Here is a 15,342-nt window from a genome sequence, read left to right as displayed (position 1 = left end):
AGATCTGAAAGAATCTAGGGGGTGGTGGCGTTTATTTGCGCATGATTCGATAGCTGTTTTAACAAGCGCACCGCAATTTTCGGTTCTTCCTGTAACAGATCTTCAATGGACTCGGCATAAATCTCAATTATTGACGCTTGTTCGGAAACAACAACGGCGCTGGCCGTCACCGGCTGGGCAGAAAACAAGGCAATGTCGCCAAAAAAATCACCATATTGCAAAATGCGGATGGTTTTTTCCGAATTATCCGCTTGGCGTTGAACCAGGTGCAGCGTACCCTCAACCACCATATAGTAATGATGATTTGTTTCACCCTGGTTAAACACGCAACTGCCTTGTGAGTAAGTTTTACCGTATTTATGCATTAATGTTTGCAGGTAATGTTGTTGATTGGGAAGGTCATCAAATAACCCTTTCAGCAGCAGCACATCTTTTTGCCTGAGCGTTACCATCAGCTCGAAACCGATCAGGAAAATAGCAAAGTTCAGGTAAAGCCAGCTGATGGACACAAACATGGCTTTCATGCTGCCAAAAACAGCACCGAAGTTCTTGTTAACACTAAGAAATAAACCGAATGCTGGCCGCATGAGCAACCATAATCCGGCAGTCAAGAACGCTGATATCAGCAAGTGGCGCCATTGGACATGTAACGGGCAGAATGTCCGGTAAAACCCGGCAATCAACACCGTGGTCAATAATAAGGAAAGCATGCCACCAACAAAGTTGATGAATGCAGAAGGTAGATGCACCGCAAGAAACACAATGACCGACTCCAGCACAAACCCAGCTGCCGTAAACAGGAAAAAAACCAGCAATACGCCCAATACAGCCAGTACATCACGGATTTTTTTGTTCCAGAACGACGGCACATCATGCCGACTGGCAATCAGGTAAAAGCTGGATCGCATATTGGCCGCCAGCGGCGTGATGGTCCATAGCAGAATAAAGAAACCGACTGCGCCCCATGCTGCTTTGGTCTGCGTATTGTTATAGACTTCAATCATGATGCGCTGGCTGAATTCCGGTAACAAATTGCTGGTGAGTATGGCCAGTTTAACAATCGCATAATCAGATGAGTACACCATATGGCTGATTAAAAAGAAGATAAGAATAATCAGTGGTATCAGTGCAAACAGTGCATAGAACGACAGTGCGGCCGACAGGCCCATCAATCTATGTTTACTCACACCTTGCAAGGTGGTTTTGATGACGAATAGTGGAGTGGAGTAAATGTAAGGTAAAAAATATTGCTTAAGTGCCAGCCAATGACTTTTGGCACGTTTTGCAATGACTTTAAACATTAATTGGGCCCGTTAGATAAGTAGTTATAAAGGCGTCAGTGATTTGAACTGCTCGGTCGCAGCCAGCAATGCCTGGCAAGTGCCGGTCTCCATGGCGGAGTGGCCGGCATCAGGCACCATTACGAGTTTCGCCTGCGGCATGACATGGGAAAGCTCCCAGGCCGTTTGCGGTGGGCACACCATGTCGTAGCGGCCTTGTACGATAATGGTTGGTATATTTTGCAATGTCTTGGCTGCCGATTGAAGTAATTGATCGCCATCAACAAAACATAAATGCCGGATATAGTGAATCTGTACGCGTGCGCGTGCCAACTCGACTGCACCATCTACAGACTGATTATCCTGACTAAGACTATCTTTAATTGAATCAGTTTGTTCTGAACTGTCTGCAATAGAGGTCCCAGGTGTTGGACTGTGTTGTTTCGGAATTTCCTGTTTAGGGACCAGGCTCATAATGCTGGCTTCAAAAGCATTCCAGCGAATTGCTGCCGGTATGCTAATGGAGGTATCAGCGTGAAATATCAGACCTGCGTAGTATTCCAGGATATTTTCCTGCTGGTCTCCAGGGACGTCTTGCAACAGGGTTTGCCAGGCTTCAGGAAAAAATAGCGCAACATTGCCCAGAAACCATTCGATTTCCTTTGGTCTGCTTAAAAATATACCTCTTAGTACCAGGCTGATAATATTTTCAGCGTGCTTGATAGCATAAGCCAGCGCCAGTGTGCTTCCCCATGAACCGCCAAATACATGCCATTGCGTGATATTCAAGTGATTACGAATGATTTCAATATCAGCAACCAGTGCCTGGGTGGTATTTTCTACGGTTTCGCCAGCAGGCTGGCTGCGGCCACAACCGCGTTGATCAAATAAGATGATGCGGTAATAAGCCGGGTCAAAAAATCTTCGCTGTGCCGGGTTACATCCGCTGCCTGGTCCACCATGCAAAAAAATAACCGGGACGCCGTCCGGGTTGCCGCATTGCTCAACATAAACAGAATGTATATCGCTGACTTTTAAAAGCTCATGGTAGAAAGGGGTGCATTCCGGGTAAAGACTTAAAAGATTCATCTTGCTTGGTTTTCTCAACTGTTTAATTAACTATATGATTTATCGAATATTTTTTCACAGAGATTTTAGTTGGAAAAAATAACAAAATCAAAGCTGAAAAAAGTGTAACCAATTTGTAACTAAAGTGTTGCAATTGAAAACAAATTGTTCTATATTGCAATCCTCACATGCGGCAAAGTGTGAATTTCTACAGTAAGTCGGGAATTTTTCCCTAGCCGAGAATGTGTAAAGTATGCAAACAATTTAGTATGCCAATCCTAGTGGATGCAAGTTGAGCGTGTACCTATATTAAACCCTTAGTTTCAACTTTGGAGATCAATATGCAAGTTAACAAAATCAAACTGGCTTTGGGCCTGGTAGCAGCATTGCCAATGGTCGCATTTGCCGCTGCAGACCAAGAAGCTGCAATGAAAGATTCAAACAACTGGACACACCCACGCGGTAACTATTCTAATCAAGGTTACAGCAACCTGTCACAAGTTAACAAAGGTAACGTAAAAAACCTGAAAGCAGCTTGGACATTTGCAACTGGTGTAAACCGTGGTCACGAAGGTTCACCAGTAGTTGTTGGTAACATGATGTATGTTCACACAGCTTTCCCAAACAACGTATACGCTCTGGATTTGAACGATAACCAAAAAATCGTTTGGTCCTATTTCCCAAAACAAGACCCAAGCGTTCAAGCAGTTTTGTGCTGTGACAACGTTTCTCGCGGTCTGGGCTACGGCGACGGTAAAATCTTCCTGCAACAAAACGACGGCGTTTTGATCGCTTTGGATGCAAAAACAGGTGCTAAAGTTTGGGATGTTAAAAACACCGATCCAAAAGTAGGTGCTACTAACACTAACGCTCCACACGTTTACAAAGACAAAGTATTGACCGGTTGTTCAGGTGCTGAATTCGGCGTACGTTGCTTTATCGCTGCATACAACATCAAAGACGGTTCTTTGGCATGGAAAGCTTACTCATCAGGTCCTGACGCTGAGTCATTGATCGGTGCTGACTTCAACAAAGAAAACCCACAATACAGCGCTCTGTCTGTATACCAAGATGTTAACGGTGGTAACAAAGAAGGCGGTTCTTTCAAAAAACTTCCTAACGACCAACTGAAAACAGGCGAAAAAGAACTGGGTACACGTACTTGGTTGAAACCACAGGCTGTTAAAGACGGCTGGCAACATGGTGGTGGTTCAGTATGGGGCTGGTGGCCATATGATCCAAAAACAAACCTGGTTTACTACGGTACTGGTAACCCTTCAGTTTGGAACCCAGATGTACGTCCAGGCGACAACAAATGGTCCATGACAATTTTTGCTCGTGATTTAGACACTGGTGTGGCTAAATGGGGTATGCAAATGACTCCACACGATGAGTGGGACTACGATGGTATTAACGAAGTAATCCTGTTCGACAAAGGTGGCAAAACATACGCATGGCACCATGACCGCAACGGTTTCCTGTACACATGGCAAGCTGGTAACGGTACATTAGTTGCTGCTGAAAAAGTTCACCCATTCGTGAACTGGGCTACTGATGTTGACCTGAAAACAGGCGTACCAAGCAAATTGGCTACTGCTTCTACTCACCAAGACTACAACGCTAAGGGTGTTTGCCCAGCTGCTTTAGGTACTAAAGACCAACAGCCAGCTGCTTACTCTCCAAAAACAGGCTTGATGTACACACCATTGAACCACGTGTGTATGACATACGAGCCAGTTGAGTCTAAATATGTTGCAGGTCAACCATGGGTTGGTGCTACATTGACTATGTTTGCTGGTCCTGACGGCGTAATGGGTGGCTTCGGCGCTTATGATCCAATGACCAACAAAAAAGTTTGGTACAACAAAGAGAAGTTCTCTGCTTGGGGCGGTGCTCTGACTACATCTACAAATATCGTGTTCTACGGTACTTTGGATCGTTGGTTCAAAGCTGTTGATGCTCAAAACGGTAAAGAACTGTGGAAATTCCAAGTAGGTTCAGGTGTAATCGGTAACGCATTCACCTACGGTCATAAAGGTAAACAATACGTTGGCGTACTGTCCGGTATCGGCGGTTGGGCTGGTGTTGCGATGAACCTTGGTATGACTAACGACACCGACGCACTGGGTGCTGCTGGTGGCTACAAAGAGTTGACAAAATACAACGCTGCTCCTGGTGGCGGTGCATTGAATGTATTCTCACTGTAATTTGAAATTTATTTCAAGTTAACTTAAGAAATACGTTGACTCCTTAAACACCCTGCTTCGGCAGGGTGTTTTTTTTCATGAAATTCATGATTAGTAATAACAAAAGAAATTAAAGTACGTTTTGGCTACAAATAGAATCTTATTCAAGATAAGATGATGCCTCTTGTCGTACGTTAGCAGAACTTTTGAGCTCAAAAAATACTCCAAAGGCGACAGGTGAAATTACAACAAGGATGAAATCAAGATGAAAATGACATGGAAGTTATTGGGTGCGATTGGATTGTTATGGGCAACACAGGCAACAGTATTAGCTGAGGAAATAGAGATTCCTTCTATCAACCCTGATGAAGGACGTATCGGAGAAGTGCGCCGGGTAGCTGATGAATCAGAGTTTAAGGTGTGTTCTGATCCTGACAATATGCCTTACTCCAATATCAAGTTGGAAGGGTTTGAAGACAAAATTGCAAAAGTGTTGGCGGACGATCTCGGTAAAAAGCTGACTTTCCAGTATGCCTATAACCGTCAGGGCTTTTTGCGCAATACGATTAATGCAATGCGATGTGATGTCATTATCGGTATGACTTCAGATTTTGATGGCCTGCGCACATCCAAACCTTATTACCGTTCCGGCCATGTCTTCGTATGGCGTAAAAACAGCAACTACGATATCACCAATTGGGATTCCCCGGATCTTAAAAAAGGCATAATTGGTATTGTTGGCCAAAGTCCTGCGACTATTCCTTTAAATGATCACAACTTGATGACCAATGCACGTCCATATCGTTTGCAGCGCGATTTGAACCTGCCAACCAGCTTTATGATTGATGATTTGGTAACAGGCAAAATTGATGTGGCCATTATGTGGGGCCCGATTGCTGGTTATTATGCAAAGCAATCTAAAGAGCCTTTGGAAATCCGCATGATTCCTGAGTACAACAAAGTTAATTTAAAAGGTAAGGAATACTGGAATATCTCTGTTGCTGTCAGAATGAAAGACAAGGACCGCATCAAGATGATCAATGAATCGCTTGAGCGTAACAAGGATAAGATTGATGCAATCCTGAAAGATTATGGGATTCCAACCGTACCGGTAGTTGAAGGTGACAGTGTGTACAAAAAATAACACTGAATTGAAAAAATATTATAAACAGGCCTCGATTAATGACAATGGAAAAAAAACCCAGTAAAATCGACCACTTGTTTTGAAATGGCCACGTGAAAGATTCTGAATATAATTCGGAAATATTCGTCAACCGTTTCTGAAACGATTCGTTAAATGAGCATGCGTTAATTATTTGGTTATCTAATTAACGCCGCTCATTTTGTTTAGGATTAGGAGACAACATGTTAGGCAACAAAATTAAATCAGCTGTAATGATTTCTCTGTTGGCATTTGCAACAGGCGCCGTGGCTGATATAACTTTTTCGGCTACTCAAGACGGATCTACCATCAATATTGATAAAGCCATGTTTGATACCGATGCAGCCAAAGAGTTTTTGGCGACAGGTAAAAACCCATATATCGGCAACGAAGCTGCCATCAAAGCAGGTAAAAAGAAATTTAACCTGTATTCATGTGTAGCCTGTCACGGTGGTAAAGGTGAAGGCGCAGTTGGTCCTGGTTTGATCGGTGCTAACTTCCGTTACGCTAAAGATGCTACTAACAAAGGCATGTTTGAAACCATCTGGCACGGTACTAATGGTGGTATGGGCGCTAAAGGCTATGGCCTGATGGCTCCAGATGATGGCTTGAAACCAGATGAAGTGCTGCAAGTGATTGCTTTCATCCGTAGCAACAGCGTTGTTAAAGCTACTGGTAACGAATAATAATTAATACCAACTTAAAACGGTCACCTTGGTGACCGTTTTTTGTTTTTATGGCACAATGATTCAGTCGGTTTTATCTATAATTAAAACAATAAAAAACTGTTTAATTTCAAAGAATATCTAAGTAAACATATGGGGGGCAATCATGAGAAGTTTGTTGTTAACGTCAGTTCTTGCTACGTTATTGGTGGCATGTAGTAATGGTGGTCAATCCGGTGCCGGATCAGAGGCAGCTGCAGAGGATATTAAGGCAATCAAATTTGAAGCTACCCAGGATGGACAGCCGTTGCAAATCGATGCAAAAATGTTCGATACACCAGCCGCAAAAGAATTTTTAAGCACAGGCAAAAATCCATATATCGGCAAAGAAGATGCAATCAAGGAAGGCAAAAAGAAATTTAACTTGTTTTCCTGCGTAGCTTGTCATGGTGGTCATGGCGAAGGTGCGGTTGGGCCTGGCCTGATTGGTGAAAACTTCCGGTATGCCAAAAATGCCACTAACAAAGGCATGTTTGAGACTATCTGGCATGGTACAAATGGCGGTATGGGTGCAAAAGGTTTTGGTCTGATGGCACCAGATGATGGTTTGAAGCCAGATGACGTATTGAAAGTGATCGCTTTTATTCGTAGCCATGCCAAAATCACAGGTAACGAATAGCGGTATAATGTAGTTGTTGTGCGCGCTTGGCAGTACGGCAGGCGCGCTTTTTTATTGAAGGATATAGTGTGACGGATGAAAATAATTTGCACCATGTCATCATCGTAGGTGGTGGCGCAGGTGGACTGGAGTTGGCAACCAAGCTGGGAGATTCCCTTGGAAAAAAGAACAAGGCTCTCATCACGCTGATTGATAGCACCAGAACACATGTATGGAAACCGTTATTACATGAAATCGCAGCCGGTAGCATGGATCCAGACCGTCACGAGCTGGATTACCTTGCACAAGCGCATTGGCATCACTTCAAGTTCCGCCTGGGGCGTATGGATGGCTTAAATCGCGCTACGCGTGAAGTGAGCCTGGCGCCATTTATGGACGAAGATGGCAATGAAGTGATTGCACGGCGTACGTTTAAATATGACACCCTGATTATTGCCGTTGGTAGTACGACTAATGACTTTGGCATCAACGGAGCACGTGAATACTCACTGGCATTAGACACTCACTCCCAGGCACAACGGTTCCACCGTTACCTGCACAACGCATTATTACGGGCGCAGACGCAATCTGAAGCATTGAAACCTGGTCAGCTGGAAGTTGCTATCGTAGGCGCGGGTGCCACCGGTGTTGAACTCGCTGCTGAGCTGCATAACACCACACGTGAATTAACTGCCTACGGATTGGACAAGATTGACCCGGATCGTGATGTCAAAATTTCACTGATTGAAGCCAGCGACCGCATTTTGCCGGCGTTACCGAATAAGCTTTCTTACGCCGTAGATGTTGAGTTGCGTAAACTGCGTGTGAACGTCTTTACTGGTGAGCGCGTGACTGAAGTGTCTCCTAAAGGGATTACCACACATAGTGGTCGTTTTATTCCTGCGGAACTGGTGGTGTGGGCAGCGGGTATTAAGGCACCGGATTTCCTAAAGGATATTGATGGCCTGGAGACGAATAGAATTAATCAACTAGTCGTTAACCAGCACCTGCAAACCACGCGTGACGAAAATATTTTTGCTTTTGGTGATTGTGCCGCCTGTCCATGGCTGGGCCACGACACGACGGTGCCGCCACGTGCGCAAGCTGCGCATCAGGAAGCATCATTACTGGTGAAAACAGTGAAAGCACGCGTGGCAGGCAAAGAAACGCTGCCAGAGTTTCATTACCGCGATTATGGCTCACTGGTTAACCTTGGTAAATACTCTACTGTCGGTAGCTTGATGGGTGCTGTGGCTGGCGGCAGCATGTATATTCAGGGCTTATTTGCCCGTGTGATGTACCGTAGCCTGTATAAAATGCATTTGATGGCATTGCATGGCGTGCTGGCGGTGATTGTGCATAGCATCGGCCGCCTGATATCCAGACGTACCGAACCACATGTGAAACTGCACTAATCACTCAGCATGTCAAAAAACAAAAAGGGCGCTGCAAGCGCCCTTTTTGTTTAGCCCCAAAGTGTTTAGTTTACTTAACGTTGAATATGTTTACGGTAAACGAATGTAATCAACGACATACTGACAATAATAAACACACCAAATATTGCCACAATGGTATTGATTTCGAACTTTGCACCCACCATCCAGGTATAGGCACCCAGTAACAGTAGTATGCCTATGTTTTCGTTAAAGTTTTGCACAGCGATCGAGTGCCCGGCACCCAGCAAATGATGGCCACGATGCTGTAGCAGAGAGTTCAGCGGCACTAAAAAATAGCCTGACAACACGCCAATCACAAACAGTAAAACAGCAGCTACAATCGGGTTGGTAATAAGTACCATACTGATCACCAGGATGCCCATATAAATGCCTGCTGGTAATACCTTAACGGCATTCTCCAGCTGGACATAGCGCGAGGCGATGACTGAACCGGCAGCAATGCCTACAGCCAGAATCGCGATCAGGTAAGTCGCTTCCTGCTGTGTAAAGCCGAGCTTCACGTCTGCCCATTTCAGAACCACAAACTGCAAAGTCGCCCCGGCGCCCCAGAACAGTGTTGTTACCGCCAGGGAAACCTGGCCTTGCGGGTCTTTCCACAAGGTAATAAATGCATGCCAAAAGTCCTTCAACAAGTACTTGAGCGTCTTTTGCTCTACCTTGTGGTCGATAGGTACTTTAGGGATGAAATAGTTAAACGCTGCCGCCAGTAGATAAAGCAGCGTAATAAACGCAATACCCACATAAGGGCTGGTCGCGGCAGCAATTGTAGATCCAAACACTGGTCCCAGAATAATGGCGGTCACTGTCGTGCCTTCCATCCACGCATTGGCTTTGATCAGTAGATGCGAAGGCAGCATTTCAGTCAGGATGCCGTATTTAGCCGGGGAGTACGCCGCTGCACCAATACCCACCACCGCATAGGCGTATAGTGGAGGTACACCAGCGAGCGCCAGCAAACACCCTGCGAACTTGAGGCCATTGCTTAAAAACATGACCCGGCCTTTGGGTAACGCGTCAGCAAAGGGGCCTACAAACGGCGCTAGCAGGATATAGGAGATGACGAAAAACTCGCGCAACAAAGGCTCGTGCCAAGTCGGGGCATTCAGTTGCGCGAGCAGGGCAATGGCTGCAAACAGGAGTGCATTATCGGCAATTGCCGATAAAAACTGGGCAATCAGTAGGGTATAAAAGCCTTTGACCATGGCAGCAGGGCAGACGAATGTCTACAACACCTCTGCCGCAAAATCAGCCAGGCGCGAACGCTCGCCACGAATCAGGGTGATGTGGCCGTTATGCTGCCAGTTCTTGAAGCGGTCAACCACATAAGTAAGGCCAGAGCTACCTTCTGTTAAATAAGGTGTATCAATTTGCGCAATATTGCCCAAACAGACAACTTTGGTGCCTGGGCCTGCGCGCGTAATGAGCGTTTTCATCTGTTTCGGCGTCAGGTTTTGCGCTTCATCAATGATCAGGAATTTATTCAGGAAAGTGCGGCCACGCATAAAGTTGAGCGACTTGATCTTGATTCTCGTACGGATCAAATCCTGTGTTGCAGCACGGCCCCATTCACCGACATCTTCATCAGTCTTGTTCAGCACATCCAGGTTATCTTCCAGTGCGCCCATCCAAGGCGCCATTTTTTCTTCTTCAGTGCCTGGTAAAAAGCCGATATCTTCACCCACCGGTACGGTGACACGGGTCATGATGATTTCAGAATAGCGTTTTTTATCAAGGGTTTGCGTCAGGGCGGCCGCCAGGGTCAATAATGTTTTACCGGTACCTGCCTGGCCGAGCAAGGTCACGAAATCAATGTCAGGATCCATCAACAGATTTAAAGCAAAGTTCTGTTCGCGATTACGCGCGGTAATGCCCCATACATTGTGCTTGGGGTTTGCATGGTCATGCACCACTTCCAGCACCGCAGAATTATCTTCAAGTTTGCGCACTATCGCATGAAAAGGTTTGTTGTATTCATAAAACACAAATTCATTGATCAGGAGCGATTTCACAACCGGTCCGCTGATTTTGTAAAACATCCGGCCTGCTTCCTGCCAGGAATGCATGTCTTTGCTATGTTCCTCCCAGAAGTTTTCCGGTAGCTCTCGCAAGCCGGTATACAGCATATCGCTGTCTTCCAGCACTTTGTCGTTGAAGTAGTCTTCAGAAGGCACACCCATTGCGCGTGCCTTGATGCGGATATTAATATCCTTGCTGACCAGGATGACGTTACGGTCAGGGGTTTGTTTCTTAAGTGACAGAACTACACTGATAATCTGGTTGTCTGCTTTACTCCCTGCCAATCCTGGCAAATCTGTAGGCACATGTTCCGTCTGGAAAAACAGTTTTCCCGGCAGGTGGCGATTACCCTTGATCGCTAGCGAACAGCCAGCTTCCAAGTTATCAGTATCGGCGCTACCCATGATTTCTTCCAGGAAACGGCTGGCTTGGCGCGCATTTCGGGCAACTTCCGTAAGACCTTTTTTGCCATTATCCAACTCTTCCAAGGTCACCATCGGTAAGTACACATCGTGTTCTTCGAACCTGAACAGCGATGAAGGATCGTGCATCAGTACATTGGTATCCAGAACGAACAGCTTAGTTTGTGGAGCACGTGCCATAGAAAATCACTTTATGAGTGGAAAGATTGGATACAGGCCAGCACTTCTGCGGCATGGCCATCGACCTTGACACCACGCCACTCGTGGACAATGGTGCCTTTCGGATCAATTAAAAACGTACTACGCTCAATACCACGTACCTGCTTGCCGTACATGTTTTTCATTTTAATCACATCAAACGCCTGACAGGCAAGCTCTTCGCTATCGGAGATTAACTCAAACGGAAACAGGTACTTGGCTTTGAAGTTTTCGTGAGATTTAAGTGTATCCCGCGAAATTCCGAAAATCACGGCATTTGCGGCTGTGAACTCAGCATGCATATCTCGAAACTGGATGCCTTGAGTGGTACAGCCAGGCGTCGCATCTTTGGGATAAAAATACAAAACAATGTATTTCCCCAAATAGTCGCTGACTTTGAATTGAAGGCCGGAGGTGGCTGGCAAGGATAACGCGGGAGCAGGTGAATTCAACATAATATTCATGGCAAATGCTTAACCACATTGTTGATAAAAAACCAAAATTAAGCAAGCAGAAAAAGAAAATTAGTCGCTAACGCAATCAAGCTTTTGTGTGGTCCAGGTTATTGAGGTAATGAAATAGTGATGCGGGTGCCATTGCCGGCCTGGCTGTCAAACTGCATGGCGCCGCCTAACTCTTCGCAGACTTTGAATGCAAAAGGAATACCCAGGCCGGTACCAAAGCGTTTGGTGGTTGGTCCAGGTGTGATGGCATGCGGATCTGGCTTAAACGGCATTCCGGGGCCCTGATCTATGATGACCAGCGTCAACGTATTGTCTAAAAGTATACACTGAATATGAATCTCAGAGCCTTTCGGAGAGGCTTCAGAAGCGTTGAGCAATAAGTTATAGAGCATTTGTTCCAGCAGGTGCTCATCAGTCAATATCAGGCGTTTTATATTGGCACTGTCTTCAATGATTTTGATGTTTTTTTCATTAAGTTTGGGCTGCAGCGTCATGATCGCACCTTGCACAATTGACGACAGCATTAGCTGGTTCAGCATCGGTTTAATCGGGTGCAAATATGAGAGCAGGCTGCCAGTCCATCTTTCCAGGCGGTCTACAGTGTGTATGATCCCCTGCACAGATTCCTGGGTATCACGGTCCGGCGCATCAATCACCTGGGCTGTTGCGCGAATACTGGCGAGCGGATTGCGGATGTTATGTGCCAGCATCGGCACCAGCAGGCCGAGTGCCGCCTGTTTTTCACTTTTAACGAGGGCATCACGGCTTAAGGCCAGATCCTCGGCCATTTTATTAATCTCTTTAGATAGCACCGCCAGCTCTTCCGCACCTGCTTCAGGCACCTGGTGGCTCAGGTTGCCAGCACTGATCGCATTGGTAGCAATCATGATGTCATTGATTGGTTTGACGATGGACCGCTTTAAAATGCGCCTTGAATAAATAATCAGTACACAGGCCAGCAATAGTGGCAATGACAACACTGCAATTGAGCTGCTTCTGGCATCTTCCAGGCGATTTTTGATCTCGCTTTGCTTGATCATCAGCAGGTGCTCAGCGCGTTTGGATACTTCTTCGTAATGCGTAAAAATACCGGTTTCAATATCCTGGTAAATAGACTTCTGCGCCTGTTTGTTCGGGTTGTTCTGATAGCGGTAGAACAAGGTCGGTGCTTCATTTACAAGCTTGCGGTATTTACTTTCAATTTCGCTAAGCGCAGTTCTTTCTTCTTCATCAATCGCAATCTTTTGCAAGCGCTCCAGGTGCAACAAAATGGATGCCGTGTAGTGGTTGTATTCGTTGAGCGCATTTTCTTCCTGCAGAAAAAAAGCATCGAATAACTCCTTTACCTGGCGATATAAATCGCCCCTGACCAGATAAATTTCCTGGATAACGATATTGATACGCTGGGATTGTTTGGAGGCTTTATCCCATAGATAAATGCCGTAGCCACCACTGGCCACGGCCAGAATAATCAGGGCAATAAAGTACAGGTCATGAAACAGCAATAAGTGTCGAAGAGACTTGCCATACGCCCGTTGCGTAAACGCTTTTTTAAATTTTCCGTGGGAAAGTGCCATGTGCTAGCTGGACAATCTGAAGCTGACAGTCACTACAATATTGCTGATTTTACCGCGCAGAATCTCGTTAAAATGCGGTTTTAACTGCGATTTCTGTGCGGCTGCCAGTGCCGCCTCATCAATCGCTTTATTGCCACTGGACTCAAGCACTTCGATCCCTGTGATGTTGCCATGGTCATCAATGTTAATGCTCAGTTTGACATCACCTTCAATGCCCCTGTCTTGCGCAATTCTGGGGTAGCGCTGGTTTTTCTTTAGCTCCCTGTGTGCTGCGTTTCTAAACGCATTGCGCGCAGCTTCAATATCACCTTCACTAGGCCCCGTCGCTTTGGGAGGCTCAGGGGGTGGTGCAGGCGGTGCTGGCGGTGCTGGCGGCGGGACCACTTCAGCTTTACTCTCGCTAGCGGTTGGTTTCGCCGTAATCACTGAAGGCGCCGGCGCTTCTGTAACTGTCCGGGTAGGCTCTACCGGTGGTTCCGGCAGAGGCGATGCCTTTTGCGGCAGGGTTGGTTTTTGTTCCGCAGGCTTAGGCTCTACCGGCTTAGGTGGTGGTTTTACCGGTTCAGGCTTGGGTGGTTCAGGTGTAGGTGGCGTTGGCTCAGGCTCGGCTGGAGGCGAAACCGCTGCTGGTGGTGTCTCTTTCACGAGCTCGATTTGAATTTCCTGTTTCTGGACCGGGGGCTTTTCGTAAGTAGGTTTGGGAATATAAAGCATGATCAATGCATGTACCAGCAGCGAGCCAATCAGGCACCACTCCAATACATGTTTGAACTGTGTTTTTGATTCTTGTAGAACGGCTTGCACGCCTAAACCCTAACCTTAAAGCCCTATACGACCCGACACTATAAGCTATTTTTTAGCATTCCTGCCAGTGCCTGAAGGTTTGTTATCTAGCACACGCCATGGAAAGGTTGCACTTCTACCAAAGTCCCAGCTTCCAGTGCGCCGGTTTGCTCATTAAGCACAATAAAGCAATTGGCCCGGCTCATGCTACTTAAAATACCAGAGCCTTGTTCGCCAGTGGTTTTCACTTTCCAGGTTTCACCTTCTTTAAACAATATGCCCCGCTGAAATTCAGTACGGCCAGTAGCCTTTTTGATGGCGTTGACACATTCGACTTGAAAAGAGGGTGTTGCCAGGTGAGCTGCTCCCATCAAAGTTTTGAGCGCTTCCTGAACAAACTGGTAGAAAGTCACCATCGCAGACACCGGGTTACCAGGCAGTCCAAAATAATGCGCAGTGCCGATTTTGCCGTAAGCCAGCGGCCGGCCTGGCTTCATGTTGATTTTCCAGAACAAAACCTGTCCATGTTTGGCTAGCAGTTGTTTCATAAAGTCTGCTTCGCCGACCGAGACGCCACCACTGGTAATTACTACATCGTACCCAGAGGCGGCTTCCAGCAAAGTTTTTTCCAAGGCAGTCGGGTCATCGGCCACATTGCCAAGGTCAGTGACTGACACACCAATTGCTTCTAACACACCCCATAAACTGTAGCGGTTACTGTCATAAATCTGCCCTTGTTGCAAAGGTTTGCCGACGCTTACCAACTCATCACCAGTGCTAAAAAAAGCCACTTTTAATCGACGATAGACCTCAATTTCACCAATCCCCAAAGAGGCCAGCAGACCCATATCTGCAGGTTCAATGCGATGACCAGGCGTCAACACCGTTTGGCCTATCGCTACATCTTCTCCGGTCAGGCGGATATTGGCGCCCAAAGCCGGCAATTTTACCAGGGTAACCAACTCGCCTTCAGTTGAGGTTTGTTCCTGCATGATGACCGTATCAACGGTAGGTGGGATGACCGCTCCAGTCATGATTTTGATGCAGCAGCCGGCCGGAATTTCTGAAGTAAACGGAGCGCCCGCAAATGCAGTACCGATCACGTTGAGTGGATTCCCCCCTTCTGCATGCCTGAAGGCAAAACCATCCATAGCCGAATTATTATGGCCAGGCACATTCATGCCGGAAATCACTGGTTTGGCTAAAAAACGTCCCAAACTGTCTTTGAGTGTTACTGTTTCAGTTTCGCTGACCGGGCTTAAGAACTGCTGGATGTAGTGACGTGCCTGTGTCACTGACATCGCGTTCGGGTCATAGTCATCCACGCACGAGGCCTTTGACGCTAAATCGGATAGTTCTAAATCAGAAGATTGCATGACAAATATTCACCAATTGCAAAATCATTA

The 15,342-nt window shown here is 46.4% G+C and carries 13 protein-coding genes; 5 read left to right on the top strand and 8 right to left on the bottom strand.

Going from position 1 to position 15,342, the window contains the following annotated elements; genetic code table 11:
- Positions 1-14: 14 nt before the first annotated feature.
- Both ASG34_RS06530 and pip read right to left on the bottom strand, forming a co-directional pair.
- Entirely contained in the window at positions 15-1,301 is a 1,287-nt protein-coding gene (locus ASG34_RS06530) for a YhjD/YihY/BrkB family envelope integrity protein (RefSeq protein WP_055828316.1), read from the bottom strand.
- 24 nt (positions 1,302-1,325) lie between these two features.
- Positions 1,326-2,369: a prolyl aminopeptidase gene (gene pip / locus ASG34_RS06525; protein WP_055828313.1), complete on the bottom strand. Its 1,044-nt coding sequence runs from the start codon at positions 2,367-2,369 to the stop codon at positions 1,326-1,328.
- 320 nt (positions 2,370-2,689) lie between these two features.
- Between pip and ASG34_RS06520 the strand changes: the two genes are divergently transcribed.
- The 5 genes from ASG34_RS06520 (at position 2,690) to ASG34_RS06500 (ending at position 8,434) form a co-directional block, all read left to right on the top strand.
- On the top strand, positions 2,690-4,555 hold the full coding sequence (locus ASG34_RS06520) for a PQQ-dependent dehydrogenase, methanol/ethanol family (RefSeq protein ID WP_055828310.1): 1,866 nt from the start codon (positions 2,690-2,692) through the stop codon (positions 4,553-4,555).
- 244 nt (positions 4,556-4,799) lie between these two features.
- On the top strand, positions 4,800-5,678 hold the full coding sequence (locus ASG34_RS06515; protein WP_055828307.1) for a quinoprotein dehydrogenase-associated putative ABC transporter substrate-binding protein: 879 nt from the start codon (positions 4,800-4,802) through the stop codon (positions 5,676-5,678).
- A 221-nt stretch (positions 5,679-5,899) separates the two neighbouring features.
- Entirely contained in the window at positions 5,900-6,382 is a 483-nt protein-coding gene (locus ASG34_RS06510) for a c-type cytochrome (protein WP_055828306.1), read from the top strand.
- A gap of 145 nt (positions 6,383-6,527) precedes the next feature.
- On the top strand, positions 6,528-7,040 hold the full coding sequence (locus ASG34_RS06505) for a c-type cytochrome (protein WP_055828303.1): 513 nt from the start codon (positions 6,528-6,530) through the stop codon (positions 7,038-7,040).
- Positions 7,041-7,108: 68 nt separating this feature from the next.
- Complete coding sequence (locus ASG34_RS06500) at positions 7,109-8,434, top strand: NAD(P)/FAD-dependent oxidoreductase (RefSeq protein WP_055828300.1); 1,326 nt, start codon at positions 7,109-7,111, stop codon at positions 8,432-8,434.
- Between the two features lie 74 nt (positions 8,435-8,508).
- On the opposite strand, the gene lplT is transcribed toward ASG34_RS06500, so the two are convergent.
- From lplT to moeA, 6 genes are all read right to left on the bottom strand, one after another.
- Positions 8,509-9,678 (bottom strand): lysophospholipid transporter LplT, encoded by a 1,170-nt coding sequence (gene lplT, locus ASG34_RS06495; protein WP_055828297.1) that lies wholly within the window; start codon positions 9,676-9,678, stop codon positions 8,509-8,511.
- Between the two features lie 21 nt (positions 9,679-9,699).
- Positions 9,700-11,094, bottom strand: a complete 1,395-nt coding sequence (locus ASG34_RS06490; protein ID WP_055828294.1) for a PhoH family protein — start codon at positions 11,092-11,094, stop codon at positions 9,700-9,702.
- A gap of 11 nt (positions 11,095-11,105) precedes the next feature.
- A complete protein-coding gene (locus ASG34_RS06485) occupies positions 11,106-11,567 on the bottom strand; it encodes a peroxiredoxin (RefSeq protein WP_055829123.1) in 462 nt (153 codons plus the stop codon).
- A gap of 107 nt (positions 11,568-11,674) precedes the next feature.
- Positions 11,675-13,153: a sensor histidine kinase gene (locus ASG34_RS06480; RefSeq protein WP_055828291.1), complete on the bottom strand. Its 1,479-nt coding sequence runs from the start codon at positions 13,151-13,153 to the stop codon at positions 11,675-11,677.
- Between the two features lie 3 nt (positions 13,154-13,156).
- Entirely contained in the window at positions 13,157-13,957 is an 801-nt protein-coding gene (locus tag ASG34_RS06475; RefSeq protein WP_055828288.1) for an energy transducer TonB, read from the bottom strand.
- Positions 13,958-14,043: 86 nt separating this feature from the next.
- Positions 14,044-15,312 carry a molybdopterin molybdotransferase MoeA gene (gene moeA / locus ASG34_RS06470; RefSeq protein ID WP_055828285.1) on the bottom strand — a complete coding sequence of 423 codons (1,269 nt, stop codon included), beginning with the start codon at positions 15,310-15,312 and terminating at the stop codon, positions 14,044-14,046.
- Positions 15,313-15,342 lie beyond the last annotated feature (30 nt).

The organism is Methylophilus sp. Leaf416, assembly GCF_001424665.1.
In the GTDB taxonomy this organism is placed as follows: Bacteria; Pseudomonadota; Gammaproteobacteria; order Burkholderiales; family Methylophilaceae; genus Methylophilus.
Note: the sequence above shows the minus strand (reverse complement) of the source record. Positions and strands in the feature narration are given on the sequence as shown.

Coding starts and splice junctions, on each gene's coding strand:
- ASG34_RS06530 (WP_055828316.1), bottom strand. CDS start 1,301: ATGTTTAAAGTCATTGCAAAACGTGCCAAAAGTCATTGGCTGGCACTT.
- pip (WP_055828313.1), bottom strand. CDS start 2,369: ATGAATCTTTTAAGTCTTTACCCGGAATGCACCCCTTTCTACCATGAG.
- ASG34_RS06520 (WP_055828310.1), top strand. CDS start 2,690: ATGCAAGTTAACAAAATCAAACTGGCTTTGGGCCTGGTAGCAGCATTG.
- ASG34_RS06515 (WP_055828307.1), top strand. CDS start 4,800: ATGAAAATGACATGGAAGTTATTGGGTGCGATTGGATTGTTATGGGCA.
- ASG34_RS06510 (WP_055828306.1), top strand. CDS start 5,900: ATGTTAGGCAACAAAATTAAATCAGCTGTAATGATTTCTCTGTTGGCA.
- ASG34_RS06505 (WP_055828303.1), top strand. CDS start 6,528: ATGAGAAGTTTGTTGTTAACGTCAGTTCTTGCTACGTTATTGGTGGCA.
- lplT (WP_055828297.1), bottom strand. CDS start 9,678: ATGGTCAAAGGCTTTTATACCCTACTGATTGCCCAGTTTTTATCGGCA.
- ASG34_RS06490 (WP_055828294.1), bottom strand. CDS start 11,094: ATGGCACGTGCTCCACAAACTAAGCTGTTCGTTCTGGATACCAATGTA.
- ASG34_RS06485 (WP_055829123.1), bottom strand. CDS start 11,567: ATGTTGAATTCACCTGCTCCCGCGTTATCCTTGCCAGCCACCTCCGGC.
- ASG34_RS06480 (WP_055828291.1), bottom strand. CDS start 13,153: ATGGCACTTTCCCACGGAAAATTTAAAAAAGCGTTTACGCAACGGGCG.
- moeA (WP_055828285.1), bottom strand. CDS start 15,312: ATGCAATCTTCTGATTTAGAACTATCCGATTTAGCGTCAAAGGCCTCG.